This is a genomic window from Clostridium sp. MCC353, from assembly GCF_018785315.1.
Lineage (GTDB): Bacteria > Bacillota > Clostridia > Lachnospirales > Lachnospiraceae > CHH4-2.
Window position 1 is genome coordinate 1 of the sequence record NZ_WQPN01000065.1, and the last position, 16,672, is coordinate 16,672.

Sequence of the window (16,672 nt, forward strand, 5' to 3'; positions counted from 1 at the left end):
AAAAGAAGATAAGCTGCCATGGAGAGTATACCATGACAGCTATTATTTTGCACTACGGTTTGTTTTGTATCGCTTACTAAAGAGTTTACCGTGAATGGGCATCGGACCGTCTTTTTTCATCCCTGGAGTCTTAGTTTCACTTACGGTTGGAAGCTGGTTTTCATCCCCGACGGATGCCCCTCGGCCTGGCCCCTTCCAAAAATCCGGCCGTCTGTCCGCCGCCTCCTCCCGCTTTTCTGCGTATCTTTCTCACTTAAATCCCAATTTTTTAATACATCCGCTCAAAATCAATTACATTTTTCAGCTCTGAATTTTTAACATACCGGCACAGGTTCTCATAGAAAACCGCAAACTGCCGCTCATTGGTGGATGGGGATTTTCCTGATACGTGGGGCGTGATGATCAGGTTTTTAAGTCCCCATAATGGGCTGTCCTCCGGCAGGGGCTCAGGCGTTGTCACATCAAGGGCAGCTCCGGCAAAGCGTTTCTCTGATAAGAAGCGGTATAAGGCATCCTGGTCGATCAGGGTTCCTCTTCCGATATTGATCAGATAGGCGTCCTTTCTCAGAAGGGCCAGACGCTCTTCGTTCATAATGTGGAACGTTTCTTTTGTGGCGGCAAGGCTTAGGACGACGAAATCCGATCTGGGGATGACGTCGTTTAAGGAATCTGTGGTGTATAGTTCATCCAGGTATTCCGGTTTTTCTATCATGGTGCGCTTAATGCCAATCACTTTCATGCCCAGGTTTCTGGCCTTTACCGCCAAAGTTCTTCCCACATCTCCCAGGCCCACGATACAGAGGGTGGAGCGGAACAAATCCTTTGTGGAATCCATTTTCTTCCACTCATTCCGGCTCTGCTGGTCCCTGTAATAGTGGAGATTCCTGGACAGCATCAGCATCAGGCCCAGAACGTGATCCGAAATGGGCTTTCCGTATGTTCCGGCGCTGTTTGTGAGAACCGCGTCCTGATTGCAGTATAGTTCCCTGTTTATGTGTTTATCCACGCCGATACTGCTCAAATGAAGCCATTTTAAAGAAGAAGCCGCTTTTATGCAATCCTGGCTGGGAAAACCGGTTATCACCTCAGCCTCTCCGACTTCGGACTTGGAAATCTCACTGTCCCTTTTAAATGTAAATCTGCAGCCGGGAAAGTCCTGTACCAGTTTCTGTTCCTGGCCTTTGTTAAATTCGAACCCGGCAGTATAGATCACTGCAACGTTAATCATTGATTACCTCCATCACCCCTTCATGCCTGAAGTGGCTATCCCCTGTACATAATATTTTTGGAAAAATACAAACAGCACCAGCATGGGCAAAACCGCCAGCGTGAGAGCCGCCATCACCGTGCCGTAATAAATAACCGTGTCATTAAATAAAGACTGCACCCCCACCTGCACCGTCCGGATATCTTCGCTGATCGTAATGATTAAAGGCCACATGAAATCCGACCATCTGAGAACCACATCCAGGATAAATACGGTTGCAAACACGGGCCCGGATATGGGAACCACCACGCTGTAAAATGTCCTGAATTTCGTCGCTCCGTCAATTTCCGCCGCTTCTATGATCTCATCCGGCACGCTGAGGAAAAACTGCCGGAACATGTAGATGCTGAAACAGCGGGCGGAAAACGGAATGATTAACCCTGCCATGCTGTTTAACAGTTTCATTTTATTCACCAGCACGAACAGCGGGATCACAATGCTTTCAAACGGAAATACCATCAGGGATAAAATCAGGGCAAGAATCAGCTTTTTACCCTTAAATTCGAACTTTGCCAGCGCGTAACCGCACATCGAATTGATGGGCAGGCTCACCAGCATGATCACCGATATGTAAATGGCGCTGTTCACGATGTATTTAAACATATGGACGTTATTCAAGGCATTTTTGAAATTCTCAAGGGTGAAATCCATGGGAAGAAATGCTTTGATGCTGGTTAAATCCTGAAAAATCCTGTTTTCCGGCTTGAAGGCAGTGACGATCATCCAGATCAGGGGCAGTAAAAACAGCACAGACAGCCCCATACTGATGCAGTACAGTATGATTTTAGTGAGAAATCTCCAGTTCTTTCTGCTCATCTTTTCTCCTCCTTCTGCCCTTTTATCAGCCGGTTCCATTTTTTATTATCAATTTTCATTGTCTACAAACCTCTTCACAATAAATGAAATGGAAACCACGATGAAAAAGAACACCACCGATGCGGCGCTGGCAAACCCAATGTTATGGTATTTGATCCCCTGCTGGTAGATATAAAATACCATGGTGGTCGTAGAATTATCCGGCCCGCCGTTTGTCATCACATAGGACTGGGTGAACATTTTCATGGCCGAAATGGTTGTCATCAGAATGACGAATACGCTGACATTCCGGATGGACGGAATCGTAATGTGTATGATTTTATCGAGCGCATTTGCCCCATCGATGGACGCCGCTTCGTATAAATCACCCGGAACGCCCTGTAATCCGGCCAGAAATATCATCATATAATATCCGCTCAGCTGCCACACGGACATTCCCAGAATGGAATTTAAGGCTGTTTCCGCGCTTCTTAAAAACATGCAGCCCGGCAGTCCCATTTTATCCAGAATCGTATTGATCAGGCCGTAGCCCGGCGTGGGATTCAGGATAACCGTCCACAGAATCGATACAACCGTCATGGAAAGCAGCACCGGACTGAAAAATGCGGTGCGGAACAACGTACTTCCCCTGAGATTCTGGTTTACCAGCAGGGCCAGCAGGAAAGAGACCACGCACACAACCGGAACCAGGACCACCGCATATTTGACCGTATTGACCATAGCTGTGGCGAACAGATCGGCGGAGAACAGTCCAGCGTAATTTTCCAGTCCCACAAATCTGATTTTCTGAGGCTTTAACATGTTAAAATAGGTAAAGCTATACCCCAGCGCCATCAATGCGGGAACGACCAAAAATGTTAAAATGATCAGGACCGCAGGGCCTACGAATAAGTATGGCGTGACTGCGTTAACAAATTTTCTGCTGTGAAACAGCTTCTTTCCCTTCATCCGGTTCCTCCTCTGTCCGCCGCCTGTTATTCTGCAAAATTCATCTCATATTCCTGATCCACCGCTTTGGCCGCCTCATCCAGCTTTTTCTGGGGATCGGAGCCGAGAATGATATCGGAAATGGCGCTGTTATATGTGGAATTTAAGGTTGTCCAAACTGCCGTTCTGGGCCTCGGAGCCCCGTTGTTCTCCAGTTGTTCCATGAATACACGGTAGGGTTCTTCCCGGTACTGTGTCAGTTCTTTTGTGGAAGAATATCTGGCCGGAAGATAGCCGGAAGCCGGACTTCCTGAAAGATTGGCCTCTTTATTGGTCATATAATTTAACAGCGCGTATGCCCCTTCCCTGTTCCCGGCGCTCTTTGTCATGCCTATGGTCCAGCTTCCGGTAGGCGTCGCTTCTTTCCGGTCATTGGATACCGGATAATAAGTCACGCCCCATTTCAGATCGGGATACTGGTTTTGAAGCATGGATATCTGATAGGATGTGGCCAGCCAAAGGGCTGATCCGCCGTCTGCAAACTCGGTGCTGGTGGGTTCAATATTAGCAATCCCGTCATCATAGAAACGTTTGATAAATTCTGCCACTTCCACGGATTCCTTACTGTTTAAGTACCCGTCTGTCTTCGTCCCCTCCGGGTTAGCCAGACAGGAACCCAGCTGCTCCAGCAGAGGTGAGTAATAATAGGTAATCTGGCTTTGGTTCGTATTCAGTGTGATCCCAAATTGTTTCTCTTTTTTCAACTGTTTAGCTGTCTCGTACAATTCATCCCAGGTCCATGCCTGATCCTGAGTTTCCGGAACCTCAATCCCCGCCTCTTCCAGCATTTCTTTGTTATAGTAAATGCCCACGGAAGATTCCCACAGCGCCACCGCATAAAGTTTTCCGTCCACAGTGCCCTGTTTCAAGCAGGAATCCAGCATATCCTTTTTATCCTCTTCCGTCACAAATTCATCCAGGGGAACTAAAATTTCATTCTGAGCATAGCTGGATACATTGGGGCCGTCCACCAGCATTAAATCCGGCAGGTTGTCCGCGATTACGGCGGTGTTGATCTTTTCCGAATAGCTGTCGGAACCGCTTTTTGGAAATGTTTCCTGAATGGCTTCGTATCTTCCCTGGTATTCTTTATTAAAGGAATCCAGCATTTCCGTCCACCAGGCTTCGATCTCCTGGGTGTTCTGGGGACGCCAGATTGTTATTTTCTCAGCCTTACCGCCTGCCGCCTCATTGTTCTGCGCTCCCTGGCCTGCTGCCTCATTGTTCTGCGTTTCCTGGCCTGCTGCCCCGTTCTTCTGCGTCTGCTGGCCTGCGGCCGCCCCGCTTTTTTGTGCCTCTTGTCCTGCTGCCTCGGTATTCTGCGTATTCGTTCCCGCCTCGGGCTGGTTTGAACTGCCGCATGCGGCCAGTAATCCGGCTGTTAAAATTGCTGCCACTGCATAGAATCTTCTTCTCATATTTACCTCCATTTTTTCCAAATATTTTTTATCCTGGAAACCGTTAGCTCTTCTACCTCCTCCCCATGTTCAAAACGGTATTCCATGCTTTTATCATATGGCTTAAAAAAGTAGGTTTTGGTTCCCACTTGTCTGCCGTCGTTTACAAATAGTTCGATGGAACTTTTATCCACGAAAATCTCAAGCCGCCTCACTGTATCCACGGTTTCATAAAGGGTTGGATAGGGATGCTGATCCTTATTTCCGTAAATCAGGGTTAAACGGCTGTTTTCATACTCCACCCCGATCTGACGGGATTCATTTTGAGCCAGTATGATTCTGAAATCGGTTTTGCTTTTTAGTTTCAAAAAAAGATGATAGACATTAGAAATATCAGGAATACTGTTTATTTTCCTGCCATTTTCAATTATGGTTTTTCTATCATATAAAAGCGATTTAATTTCCCGTGCGGGCTTGGTTAACAGGTATCCGCCATCTACTGTCAATTCTCTTGGAATAGTCATGCAGCCGTTAGATGGGCATTCACTTGCCATGCATCCACTGCATATTCCCACATTCGAAGAACGGCTGTCCGATATATATCCATCTGTTGGGCATTCACTTGCAGACTGCCCATTTAACGCTCCCCCGCTTAATCGTCTCTCGTCAGCCGGAAATTCCCCGTATGCGCTCAAGATCCACCCAAAGGATAAAACCCTGTCCCCCGCTCCGAATGCCTGCGCCGCGTAACATTCCGTTCCAAAATCATAAATCCCCTCCGTCTTCGGAAGAAACTTGCCATCCTCTAAAACGCCCGTATAATATTTCATCAGCCTTTTTCTCCCCGCAGGGTCGGCCGCATTTTGCAGGGAACAGAGCAGGGCGCACTGCCCATTTTCCCCCTGTATGAAATTAACGCATTCTATGGTTTCACATTCGATATCATCCTGGAAAAATACTCCCAAATCGGTCCAAATCCCCTGATCTTCCCCATATTTTTCCACCGTACACCTTCCGCCCACCGTGGTTCCGATCAGCAGGTATTTTTTCTGTCCGATCATCACCACAGACGGGTCCCTGAAATTATAATCTCTGCTGCCTCCCGGCTTTTCTTCTATAATCACCTTTTCTTCTTTTACCGTCACTTCATCTTCACAAAATGCCTGAACCTGCACTTCCTTTGTCTCAATTCCCTTTTTCCACGGTGAAAAATGTCTGGTGAAATAGAGGGATATCCCCTGCTTTTCCGGCCATGCCGACCCGCTGTACGCGCCGCCCTTATAATTATTCAGTCCGTATAATTCCCTCTGCGGATACAATGCGATGGGAAGATGGATCCACTGCACCAGGTCCTTGCTGCAGGCATGTCCCCAGTACACATTTCCCCAATTCAGCCCGGCCGGATTCATCTGATAGAACAGGTGATACCGACCGTTGTAAAAGCACAGGCCGTTGGGATCGTTCATCCAGTTTTTAAATGTGCAGAAATGAAAGGCGTTCCGGTATTTCTGTTCATAAGCCTGATCCATATTCCCATCATCGAATTTAGTGACGCCATCCTCCCCAAATTCCAGAAAGCACACTCCCTTATCCAGCACATCCTGATTGCCGCACAGATAGGCAAAATGGATTTCAACAGAATTGCAGAAAATCTTATATACAGAATTTTTCTGAAGCAGGATCTTATCATACCAGGGCAGGCTGGAGGTATAGCGCTTGATGAATACCAGATTGGAATCCTGATAGATTTCTACCAAACCATCTCCGGATTTTTGGCTAATAATCCAGACTAATTCCGAGTATTTATCAGTCTTTAACGAGTACATTTCATACCTTTCTAAACAATTTTTATTATTTACTCATTTATACTTTCAATTAAAATTATATTATCGATTAAGACATCTTACCATCTTCAAAAAAACAAAAAGAACATGCTTTTTTGTGTCATAGCCACAAAACGCATGTTCTTCCCGTAAAATCACCTGATTCGTTAAAATTCAAACAGGTCATCCATTTGCCTCAAAAAGCCGGTCTGGGTACATCGGATCATCTATTTATTGTTCAGATATTCATAAAGATAACTCAAATATTCCTTATCGATCTTGCTCGCAAATGGATTGACATTAAATATTTCCCTGATCTTATCCACCCGGTAAGCCACCGTATTCTTATGTATGAACAGTTTTTTACCGGCCTGTACCATACTGTAATTGCTTTCTTCCAGTCCCCCGATAATTTCCTTATAATTCTCTTTCACCCCGTCATCCAAAATCTCATCAAATACATTGAATACAGACTGGAGTTCGCCAAAGGGAATCATGCTCTTAAAGTATTTGCCCACGTGGTCGTAAAAGAAAAATCCGCTGTCTCCCACAAGGTTGGCTTCCATCCATTTACAGTGCATGTACGCGGTCCGGTAGTTCAGCAGGTCATTCTGGAACGAACCCACATAACTTCTGTAATTGATATTATTCTCTTTCAGCAGCATGAAAATGGGGTTTAAATAATCGCCGATGATATATTTATAGTCCGCCAGGATATTCCTGTTTTCCGTCACATTTTTAAATATGATCACATGGTAATCGTCGGTTCTGTATGATATATCCTGCCTGGTATGAAGGGGATGTCTGCGGATCAGCTTAAAAACCTCTTCCAGATCGTAATTGTCCATGATATGGATCAGGATCGGAATGCGGATCAGGTTGGTCTTATACTGGAGCTGGTTCGCCAGGAAAAACAGGCGGTCAACGTCCAGCTTTTCTTCGAACAGCAGCTGGTTGATAAACGCCTCTTTGTTGGTCCTGTGTTTAAATACCTTCTCCTTCTGCATCTCGTAACTGATCGTGGCTTCCAATCCCATTTGGATCACCGACGCGATGGACTTGATCTCTTTTGGATTGCCGTTAATCCCCACGACGCCAACCCTTCTGCCGTTATACGACAAGGGGAGGCAGATGCCTTCCGAACCGTCTTCGTAAGAACCGCTTTCAGCGCTTTCATACCATTCTTTTCCGCTTTTAATCACCTTATAGGCCCCTTCATGAAAGGTCCCGATCCGGGAACTGTCTTTACCGGCAATGATAATCCCCTTTTCATTCATAATATTGACGTTATATTCCACCAGATCAGATAACTTCTCTATAAATTTCTGGGCAAGGGCAACTTCTAACATAGAACAACCGCCTCCAAATCATTATTAGAAATTGAATTATTGTTAAATGAGCCCAATAGGAACGAAGCCAATTCTTAGCCGTCACCTGATCGATGTCACAGAAGTGACGAGAGATGAAGCAGCGCAACCCGGCCTGCAAGGGATTCCTGCACGCCTTTCATCAGCTTAAATAGCTGGGAACCCGTAAGCCAGAAATCTCCGGCAGTTTGGTTCTTATCTATATTCATTTTGATGTAAGTAAACAGTTCAGGAGCGTACTGCACTTCATCAATAAAAATTGGCGGTTTATGGATTTGGAAAAACATGGCCGGATCAGTTTTTGCCAATGAACGCTCCCTTAAATCATCCAGGGACACATATTCCCGATTGCGTCCTTCCAATTCCATTAGCTTCTGAAGCATAGTCGTTTTTCCAACTTGCCGGGGGCCTGTAATTAATATAGCAGAATATTGCTCATTCAGTTTTAGAAATATACGTTCCATATTCCGTTGAATATATTTCATATATCTTATCTCCTCCCTCCGGCCATTTCATGTCTAAATCATATTTTAGCCGAAAATATGAGAATTATCAAGCTGCTGGCATTAATTAAGTACCTTCTTCCCCCTCACCATCCACTTAGGAACCGGAATCTGAGCCAACACAATCGCCGCAAACACCAGCACACATCCAAACTGTTCTTTCGGCAAAAGCACCTCTCCCAAGATAATCCAGCCCGCGATCAGTGAAAACACGGACTCCAAACTCATAATCAATGATGCGATGGCTGGCTCAATGTCCTTCTGTGCCACAACCTGCAGGGTATACCCCACGCCGCAGGACATCACGCCCGCATAGAGGACCGGCGCCCAGGCCCTGAAAATATCGGACCATTCCGGTCTTTCAAAAACCAGCGTGAAAATTCCCGAGATAATCCCGGCCGTAAAGAACTGGACGCAGGAGATCAAAACACCGTCCGCCTTAGGAGAGAAATAATCGATCACCAGAATATGGAAGGAGAAGCCAATTGCGCACAGAAACACGAAAAAATCCCCTTTTCCAATGGAAAGCCCCTCCGTCATACAGAGCAGATACATTCCCATAACCGCAATGGCCACACTGATCCATACGTTGAACGGAACCTTCTTTTTTATAAAAATGCCGAATATAGGAACGATGATAATATACAAAGAAGTGATGAAACCAGCCTTTCCGACCGAGGTATAGGAAACGCCGATCTGCTGAAGCATGGCGGCAAAGCATAAAAAAATACCGCAGCAGACGCCGCCGATCACTCCCATTTTCGTCCTCTTTTGTTTCATCTCCTGATCCATCTGCCCATTTTCCCTGCCATTCACTCTGCGAAGGAAAAAAATGCAGGGAATCAGCACGATTCCGCCCACAATGAACCTGGCCGCATTGAACGTAAATGGTCCGACATAGTCCATTCCCACACTTTGTGCCACAAATGCCGCGCCCCAGATCAATGAGGTCAGCGCCAGCAGCAAACTGCTTCTAAGCCTTTTAGCCTTCATATGTAAAAAATCTCCCATCTCTGTAATAAAATTCCTCTGCCGCGGTGAATCAGCATCACCGCTATCCGCCTGAATTTCAGGCAAATCAAGGTACATTTTATCACAGTTATGGGAGACTTACAAGCGTTCGATGCTGCTCCAGTCTGCTGCTCTAATTTGTAAGGAATCCTTTTCCAATGATCTCGCTGGAATTGGATATCAATATAAACGCGGTGGGTTCAATCCTTCTGATATAATTACGGAGCTTCACCGCCTGGCTCCGTTTCATGGTGGTCATAATCACCGTTTTCTTGTGATGGGTAAAGGCGCCCTGGGCTTCATATACCGTAGCGCTTCTGTTCAGTTTATGGATGATATATTCGCAGATCGGTTCCGGATCGTCACATACGATATTAAAACATTTGCACAGGTTAATATTCTCGATCACACCGTCAATCACCAATGATTTGGCCATGAGCCCAAGGCTTGAGAACAGCCCCGTGGTCGGCCCGAACACGAAAAATGACATGACAACGGATGCGATGTCCACCACCAGCAGTGCGGTTCCGATGTTCATGCTGGTATATTTTTTAAGGATCATAGCAATAATATCCGTACCGCCGCTGGATGCGCCGATGTTGAACAACACGGCAGAACCCACTGCCGGCAGAAAGATCGCAAACATCAGCTCCAAAAGAGGCTCCGGCGTCAGAGGAGCGCCCATGGGGTATATCCGCTCCAGAGCCGAAAGGCTGAAAGACATCAGCATACTGGCGTACACCGTCTTAATTCCCACACTCTTTCCAAGGAAAATGAACCCGGCCACAAGCAGGGACGTGTTGACAATAAAGGTGAAATCACTGGCCGACCAATGGGTCAGTCTGCTGATAACCGTTGAAAAACCGGTAACGCCGCCAAATGCAAAATTATTCGGGAATTTAAAGAAATAGATTCCCAATACCATAACCCAGATACTGACTGTTATGACTCCGTATTCCGCAGCAACTCTTGCAGTCGGATTTTTAATTTCTTTCATAATATGTGCCCTTTTCCCCTGCGAAAGGGCGCAGCAAACGCTTCAAATAAATGCCGGACCGCCTGCCTGCTTTTATTTGACTGCGCGTGACCCCTTCGTCACTCAATTTTTTATTCAGCGTAATTTTGCTTTTTTATATGTTCCATTGCAGCGTTTCAGTACAAATGTTCTTCTTCGCCGGTTTTCCCGACGTCCGGAACGGCTGCGTCCAATTCAAAAATCCGCCTCAATTCCTATAGAATATAACTCCTTCCTATAACAATTTCAAACACCAATATACCTGGAAAAGCCACAGCTATTTCATTGTGAAATAACCATGGCTTTTTCATAAAATTCCTTATGTCTTCCTAATTCCTTTATTTATCCGCCTTTCCAAGCCCCTGTCATGGCTGTTCCAGCCTTTTAAATTCTGCTCAAAGGGGCTCAACCCCTCTCAAGACTTCTCAAATCCTGCTTTTTCCAGGAACCGCACAAACGCTTCCCTTCCAGCCGGCGTACATTTATAAACGCCTGCGTCCTCAAGCACTCTCTCAAACACCAGCCCCACTTCTTCCTGAAGAATCCGGTTCACATTGTCAGCGGTAATGGAATCATATTTCGGAAGGAATTCTTCCACCCAGTCTCCATGTTTCTCCAGCATCTCATTGGAGCGGATATCTTTTTTCTCCACTATGTATTCCCCTAAAAGGGCCAGCTCATCTTTCAGCCTGGAAGGCAGGACGGCCAGTCCCATCACTTCGATTAAGCCGATATTTTCCTTCTTAATGTGGTGAAGTTCCTGATGAGGGTGATAGACGCCAAGAGGAAATTCCTCTGTGGTGATGTTGTTCCGCAGCACCAGATCCAGTTCAAACAGCCCATCCTTTTTCCTGGCGATCGGTGTGATGGTATTATGGGGTTCCCCGTCCGTTTCCGCAAAAACAAACGCATCTTCGTCCGTATAACCTCTCCATGCATCCAGCACCCTGGCTCCCAGCTCGATCAGACGGTCTGAATCAGCGGCACGAAGCCGGATGACCGACATGGGCCATTTCACAATTCCCGCTTCCACATCTTCAAAGCCCGGAACCTTAAAACAGGCTTCTATGGGCGCTTTTGCCATAGCAAACGTATAATGTCCACCCTGGAAATGATCGTGGGTCAAAATGGAGCCGCCCACAATCGGAAGATCCGCATTGGATCCCAGGAAATAATGAGGAAACAGCTTGACAAAATCAAACAGCTTGATAAATGTCTGCTTTTCAATCTTCATGGGAACATGCTGGCCGTTGAACACGATGCAGTGTTCGTTATAATAAACATAAGGGGAATATTGAAATCCCCACTGGCTGTCATTGACCGTAATCGGTATGATTCTGTGGTTGTTTCGCGCCGGATGGTTGGTTCTTCCCGCATAGCCCACGTTATCCATGCACAGAAGGCATTTGGGATATCCGCTCTGTTTGGCCAGTTTAGCGGCCGCTATCGCCTTGGGATCCTTTTCCGGCTTGGATAAATTGATGGTTATATCCAGATCTCCATACTTGGTTGAAGTTACCCATTTCATATCCCTGCATACACGGTATCGCCGGATATAATCGGAATCCTGGCTCAACCGGTAAAAATAATCGGTTGCAGTTTCCGGTGAACTCTCATATTCTTTCCAAAAATGTTTTGTCACTTCGCTTGGACGCGGCATCAGACAGTTCATAAGCCTGGTATCAAATAAATCCCTGTAAACAATACTGTCCTCAATCAGTCCCTGTTCACATGCATAATCCAGCAATTCTTTCAGGATTTCTTCCAAATCCCTGGCCTCAGTAAGCTCCTGATCTTCGTATTCATCCATCTTTAATACATCCAGGATCTGATTTCTTGCATAAATCTGATCCTCTTTTTGTATCAGCCCTTTTTCCAGTCCGTATTGTACCAATTCCTTTACTGCTTGATCTACCATATCGTTCCTCCTCGCGTCATGAGACACTTATTTCATTTTCCTCCATTTATCAGACGGCATATGTCCGCATACAGATCATGCGCGCCTTGTTAAATAGTGAAAATTATATCAATTATCATTATATCTGTGTATGTCCGTAAAAACAATATAATATCCAACACATTATTTATAAAATTTTGTGATTATCCAGCCCATTAAAGCCGCCTGCGGCGAAGGGCTGGACGCCTGCACACGCTGTGTTTTCGTACGGTCCCCACAGTAAATGCGCAGACCTATCTGAACTGTTGCGTGATTGATCCTACCCGTTCTGCCACCATGCCGCCCACAACGCCGATCACAGCGCCGGCCGCCGTTCCGGCTGCAAGCAGGGCCGGCAGATAAACCAGAACCCCAGGCTGCTTTGTCACCCAGACCGCAACGCATAACTGGCCGATGTTGTGGCCGATTCCTCCGGCCACGCTGACCCCCACCTGGCTGAACCAGCCCGTCTTTTTTAAAACCACCATGACGGCCAGGCTCAAAAGCCCTCCGGCCAGCCCGTACAGCATGCTGAATGAGTTGCCGAATGTAAGGCCCACCAGAACGATTCTGAGAAGCGCCACCGCCGCCGTTCCCGGCACGCTGACCGTGTACAGTCCCACTATGGTGACTAAATTGGCCAGCCCCAGCTTCATTCCCGGCACCAAAAGCGGAAGCGGAATCATGGCCTCCACATAGCTGAGCACCATGGCTAACGCGATCAGAAGCCCGTATCTCGCCACCCCGGCCGCTTTATATCTTGAATTCACCTTATTTCCTCCCGATCTGAAATTGAAATTGCCAAAGGATACTTCCGTAGTGAAATTCTAACACACAATCAAACGGCTTTCAATGGCTTCCTTATATAATCATCTGCTCCGCTGAAGGTACATGCGGATAATTTTCCGCATATCCGGTTCGTCTTCCGCAATTAAAATCTTCATAGATGTACTCCTTCCGGCCATAACACATATTTTGATGTCCAGTATATCATTAACCCAATATTTTGCACAGAATAACCTGGTTCCATCACACTGCTTAATCACATTTTGAATCACAGAAAATAACTTGCAAAAAAGGATTACAAAAAATATACGTAACCGTTTAGACCTGCCTGAACGGTTACAAATATCCGGCTTTTCCTGCAAATATTTTCATCCATCTCCTTGGTGAACATTTTTCTTTATGTTATAATACATGAATAGCTGAAAAGGCCGTTTCCCAAATGGGTCTGCCATTTCGGGATATCTTTATTATTCCGTAAAACACCATATTGAACGATTCATAGAAAAAGGCAATATTGTAAAAGATAATCCCGATGGCTCATTTTCACACCTAAACCTATGATGGAAACACGAATTTGAACCGCAGTTGAGATTTTGAAATACTCAGCGCGTGCCCTCGCAGCGCAATCGTTACGCAATACAGTATTTTCGCAGTATATACTTATGCAACGTAATACTTATGCAGCCTATTACTTATGCAGAGTAATATTTATGCAGCATAATACTTATGCAGCGTAATATTTATGCCGCCTAATATTTTACGCATAAATCTTCGAAGCAGCGTAATATTTATGCCGCCTAATATTTTACGCATAAATCTTCGAAATGGAAGGAATAAAATGGATAAAAAGAAAAAAAGAGATCTCATCCTGGTCGGCATAATACTGGCAATTGCCGCAGTAACCGGCGCGGGAAGTTATTTTTACAAACAAAAACCAGCGGTTTACGCGGAAGTCAGCGTGGACGGCAAAGTGGTGGAGACCCTGGATTTAAACGAAGACAGAGAACTGACCGTGGAAGGCTATAACGGAGGAACCAACCATCTGGTCATAAAAAATAAGGAGGCTTACGTAACAGAAGCCTCCTGTCCTGATAAAGTCTGCATTCATCAGGGGAAAATCCATAACAGCACAGAGATGATCGTCTGCCTGCCAAACCGTTTCAGCGTGAGAATTGTGGGTAATTAGCAGAGAATCACCGATACCCGGTCCCCGGGTTCCAATTTCTTCGTTCCTGCCGGAACATCGATCAGGCAGTTGCAGCCCATCATGGATCCTAAAACGCCTGAGGAATGGAGCCCTTTTGGCAGGGTCACTTTTCCGTCGGCAATCACTCCCCGGACCATCCTTCTCACCCTGCTCTCCTTCAAAAATGCATCTTCCATAATCCCCTCTTCCACCTTAGGTATCAAGGCGTCCTGATGGCTCAATCGGGCCAGAACCGGCCTTACCAGCACTTCCATGTTGGCCACCGCACCGAAGGGATTTCCCGAAAGGCTGATCACCAGGGTATTTTCATAAACGGAACACAGGGTGGGCATTCCCGGTTTCATCCTGATTCCCCAGAACAGACGGCGGGCGCCAATGCCCTCCAGCGCTCCATGCATGATGTCCTTTTTGCCCACCGATACGCCTCCGGTGGTGATGATCAGATCCGCCTTGGACGCTGCAGTTTTTATCTTTTCCCCCATCACGGTTTCGTTATCCTCCACCGCCTGCATCATTACCGGCCTGATTCCCAGTTCCATCAGCCTGGAGACCAGCACATAGAGGTTGGAATTGTAGATTTTTCCCGGAAGAAGCGGCTGTCCCGGCTCCACCAGTTCGTCTCCTGTAGCAAATACCGCTACTTTGGGCTTCCTGTAGGCCAAAACCTTATCCCTTCCCATGCTGGCCGCAATTCCAATTGCAATGGAATCCAAAGGGGTTCCCTTTTCCACCAGGCAGTCCCCTTTTTTAAAATCCTCACCCTGAAAACAGTAATTTTCAAAGGCGCGGTGTTCCACATAAATGCTGACCTCATCCTCTCCATAATCCGTGTCTTCCTGACGGACAATACAGTCCGCACCGGCCGGAACCGGAGCTCCCGTCATAATTCTCACCGCTGTTTTTTCCTTTAAAACGGCATTCGAATATCCGCCTGCCATCACTTCATCTATCACCGTCAAAACAGCCGGACATTCCTCAGAAGCCCCTTTTAAATCCTCCGCTCTGACCGCATAACCATCTAAGGGAGAACGCGGAAAAGGCGGCTGATCCACAGGCGACAGCAGGTCCTCTGCCAGTTCACAGCCAAGGGCGTCTAATAAAGAAAGTTCCTCTGCAATTCCATGTGGAATTTCCTTCAGCATCATCTGCATCACTTCTTCAATCGTCGCTCTTTCCATTTTCCCTCTGCTCCTTTTTAACTTTACCGGCATTCCTTACAACATGCCGAATTCTCTTTGAAATGACAGAACCAGTCCGTCCCTGATCCACCGGGTCATGGGCGCGTCATTTACCGCGTCAAATCCATGTCCCACTCTGGGCATCATATACAGTTCCACCGGCACCGCATCCCTCATCAGGCTGCGGGCGTATTTCAGCCCTTCATCCCTAAGCGGATCATATTCAGCCACAATGATCATCGACGGCGGCAGGTTGGAATAATCAATGGCCATGTTGGGAATGGCATAATAAGAGGGGATCTGCCCATTAAACCCGCCCACATATTCCACAAAAGCGGAGGACAGATTGTCCCCGCAGAGCACCGGCGCCCCATATCTCATCTGTTCCGCCGATAACGATGGCCCCACTCCTATGGCCGGCACATTCATGGCGTTAAATGTGATCTTAGGGCCTCCATGATCCCGGATATAAAAGGCCAGTCCAGCGCACAGATTACCGCCTGCACTGGTTCCGAAAAGCCCCATTCGGTCCTTGTCGCCCCCCAGTTCCTCCGCATTGTCATACATCCACTGCCATACCGCCCGGCAGTCCTCCAGCGCCGCCGGGAAGATGTGCTCAGGAGCCAGCCTGTAATTCAGCGCCACCACCACAGCAGGAATATTCATCGCCAGATAGGCGATCCGGTTGCTGTCCAGATTATAGTCCCCGCTGGTAAAACCGCCCCCATGAATATCCATAATCATCGGCGATCCCTCAGCCATGTGATCCGGCCTGAATATACGTATCTCAATATCCGGAGCCCCATTGATCCCCGGAACCGTCCTTTCCTCAATCGAAAGCCCTTCCGGCTTATGAAAAACCCTCAACAGTTCCTGGGCCTTCGTCATATTCGCTTCTTCAAATACTTTATAATGCGGATGCAGCTGTATCTTCATTCCTTTTCCCTCCATTTTACACTTATTTTTTCAAACATTCCAGTTAATTGGTGAAAGTAATGCAAACTCTTCCCCAATTTTTATCTTTCCCAGCGCAGCCAATTCCCAGCCTGTAAGAAGGGGAACCTGGGGCGCAGGACAAGGCCGGGCGGCGGCAGGGGAGGACCAAAGGCGATGGGGATCCTGTGGAGACCGTTTAGTGGAACTTAGGTTTTCAGGACGAAAAAAGGCGGGCAGAAACTGATAACCGGATCAGTTTCTGAGATGCCCCTGAACGGTAAAGTCCATAAAGAGTTTACCGTGAATGGGCATCGCACCGCCTTTTTTCATCCTGAAAACTTTAGTTCCACTTAACGGTCGGAATCAGATCCCCATCGCCTTTGGTCCTCCCCTGCCGCCGCCCGGCCTTGTCCTGCGCCCCAGGTTCCCCTTCTTACAGGCGT

At 46.9% G+C, this 16,672-nt stretch carries 14 protein-coding genes; 1 reads left to right on the top strand and 13 read right to left on the bottom strand.

Features of this window, described 5'->3' with window-relative positions; genetic code table 11:
• Window positions 1-268: 268 nt before the first annotated feature.
• The 11 genes from GPL15_RS12375 to GPL15_RS12425 form a co-directional block, all read right to left on the bottom strand.
• Window positions 269-1,228 (bottom strand): D-2-hydroxyacid dehydrogenase, encoded by a 960-nt coding sequence (locus GPL15_RS12375; protein WP_215698985.1) that lies wholly within the window; start codon window positions 1,226-1,228, stop codon window positions 269-271.
• A 12-nt stretch (window positions 1,229-1,240) separates the two neighbouring features.
• Window positions 1,241-2,083 (bottom strand): carbohydrate ABC transporter permease, encoded by an 843-nt coding sequence (locus GPL15_RS12380; protein WP_215698986.1) that lies wholly within the window; start codon window positions 2,081-2,083, stop codon window positions 1,241-1,243.
• 48 nt (window positions 2,084-2,131) lie between these two features.
• The gene (locus GPL15_RS12385) at window positions 2,132-3,031 is read right to left on the bottom strand and encodes a sugar ABC transporter permease (RefSeq protein WP_215698987.1); all 900 of its coding nucleotides are present in this window, start codon (window positions 3,029-3,031) and stop codon (window positions 2,132-2,134) included.
• Window positions 3,032-3,057: 26 nt separating this feature from the next.
• On the bottom strand, window positions 3,058-4,488 hold the full coding sequence (locus GPL15_RS12390; protein WP_215698988.1) for an extracellular solute-binding protein: 1,431 nt from the start codon (window positions 4,486-4,488) through the stop codon (window positions 3,058-3,060).
• Window positions 4,489-4,490: 2 nt separating this feature from the next.
• The gene (locus tag GPL15_RS12395) at window positions 4,491-6,224 is read right to left on the bottom strand and encodes a GH32 C-terminal domain-containing protein (RefSeq protein WP_215698989.1); all 1,734 of its coding nucleotides are present in this window, start codon (window positions 6,222-6,224) and stop codon (window positions 4,491-4,493) included.
• A gap of 293 nt (window positions 6,225-6,517) precedes the next feature.
• Window positions 6,518-7,639, bottom strand: coding sequence for a sugar diacid recognition domain-containing protein (locus tag GPL15_RS12400; RefSeq protein ID WP_215698990.1), 1,122 nt, complete (start codon window positions 7,637-7,639; stop codon window positions 6,518-6,520).
• Between the two features lie 95 nt (window positions 7,640-7,734).
• Window positions 7,735-8,142 (bottom strand): AAA family ATPase, encoded by a 408-nt coding sequence (locus GPL15_RS12405; protein WP_215698991.1) that lies wholly within the window; start codon window positions 8,140-8,142, stop codon window positions 7,735-7,737.
• 81 nt (window positions 8,143-8,223) lie between these two features.
• Window positions 8,224-9,153, bottom strand: a complete 930-nt coding sequence (locus tag GPL15_RS12410) for a DMT family transporter (RefSeq protein ID WP_215698992.1) — start codon at window positions 9,151-9,153, stop codon at window positions 8,224-8,226.
• 151 nt (window positions 9,154-9,304) lie between these two features.
• Window positions 9,305-10,168, bottom strand: a complete 864-nt coding sequence (locus GPL15_RS12415) for a YitT family protein (RefSeq protein WP_215698993.1) — start codon at window positions 10,166-10,168, stop codon at window positions 9,305-9,307.
• A gap of 433 nt (window positions 10,169-10,601) precedes the next feature.
• On the bottom strand, window positions 10,602-12,104 hold the full coding sequence (gene galT / locus GPL15_RS12420) for a UDP-glucose--hexose-1-phosphate uridylyltransferase (protein WP_215698994.1): 1,503 nt from the start codon (window positions 12,102-12,104) through the stop codon (window positions 10,602-10,604).
• 272 nt (window positions 12,105-12,376) lie between these two features.
• Window positions 12,377-12,892 (bottom strand): Gx transporter family protein, encoded by a 516-nt coding sequence (locus tag GPL15_RS12425; protein ID WP_346344958.1) that lies wholly within the window; start codon window positions 12,890-12,892, stop codon window positions 12,377-12,379.
• Window positions 12,893-13,746: 854 nt separating this feature from the next.
• On the opposite strand from GPL15_RS12425, the gene GPL15_RS12430 reads away from it, so the two are divergent.
• The gene (locus GPL15_RS12430; protein ID WP_215698995.1) at window positions 13,747-14,094 is read left to right on the top strand and encodes a NusG domain II-containing protein; all 348 of its coding nucleotides are present in this window, start codon (window positions 13,747-13,749) and stop codon (window positions 14,092-14,094) included.
• On the opposite strand, the gene glp is transcribed toward GPL15_RS12430, so the two are convergent.
• Both glp and GPL15_RS12440 read right to left on the bottom strand, forming a co-directional pair.
• On the bottom strand, window positions 14,091-15,293 hold the full coding sequence (gene glp, locus GPL15_RS12435; RefSeq protein ID WP_215698996.1) for a gephyrin-like molybdotransferase Glp: 1,203 nt from the start codon (window positions 15,291-15,293) through the stop codon (window positions 14,091-14,093). The genes GPL15_RS12430 and glp overlap by 4 nt on opposite strands.
• A 36-nt stretch (window positions 15,294-15,329) precedes the next feature.
• Complete coding sequence (locus GPL15_RS12440; protein ID WP_215698997.1) at window positions 15,330-16,229, bottom strand: alpha/beta hydrolase; 900 nt, start codon at window positions 16,227-16,229, stop codon at window positions 15,330-15,332.
• Window positions 16,230-16,672: the final 443 nt, after the last annotated feature.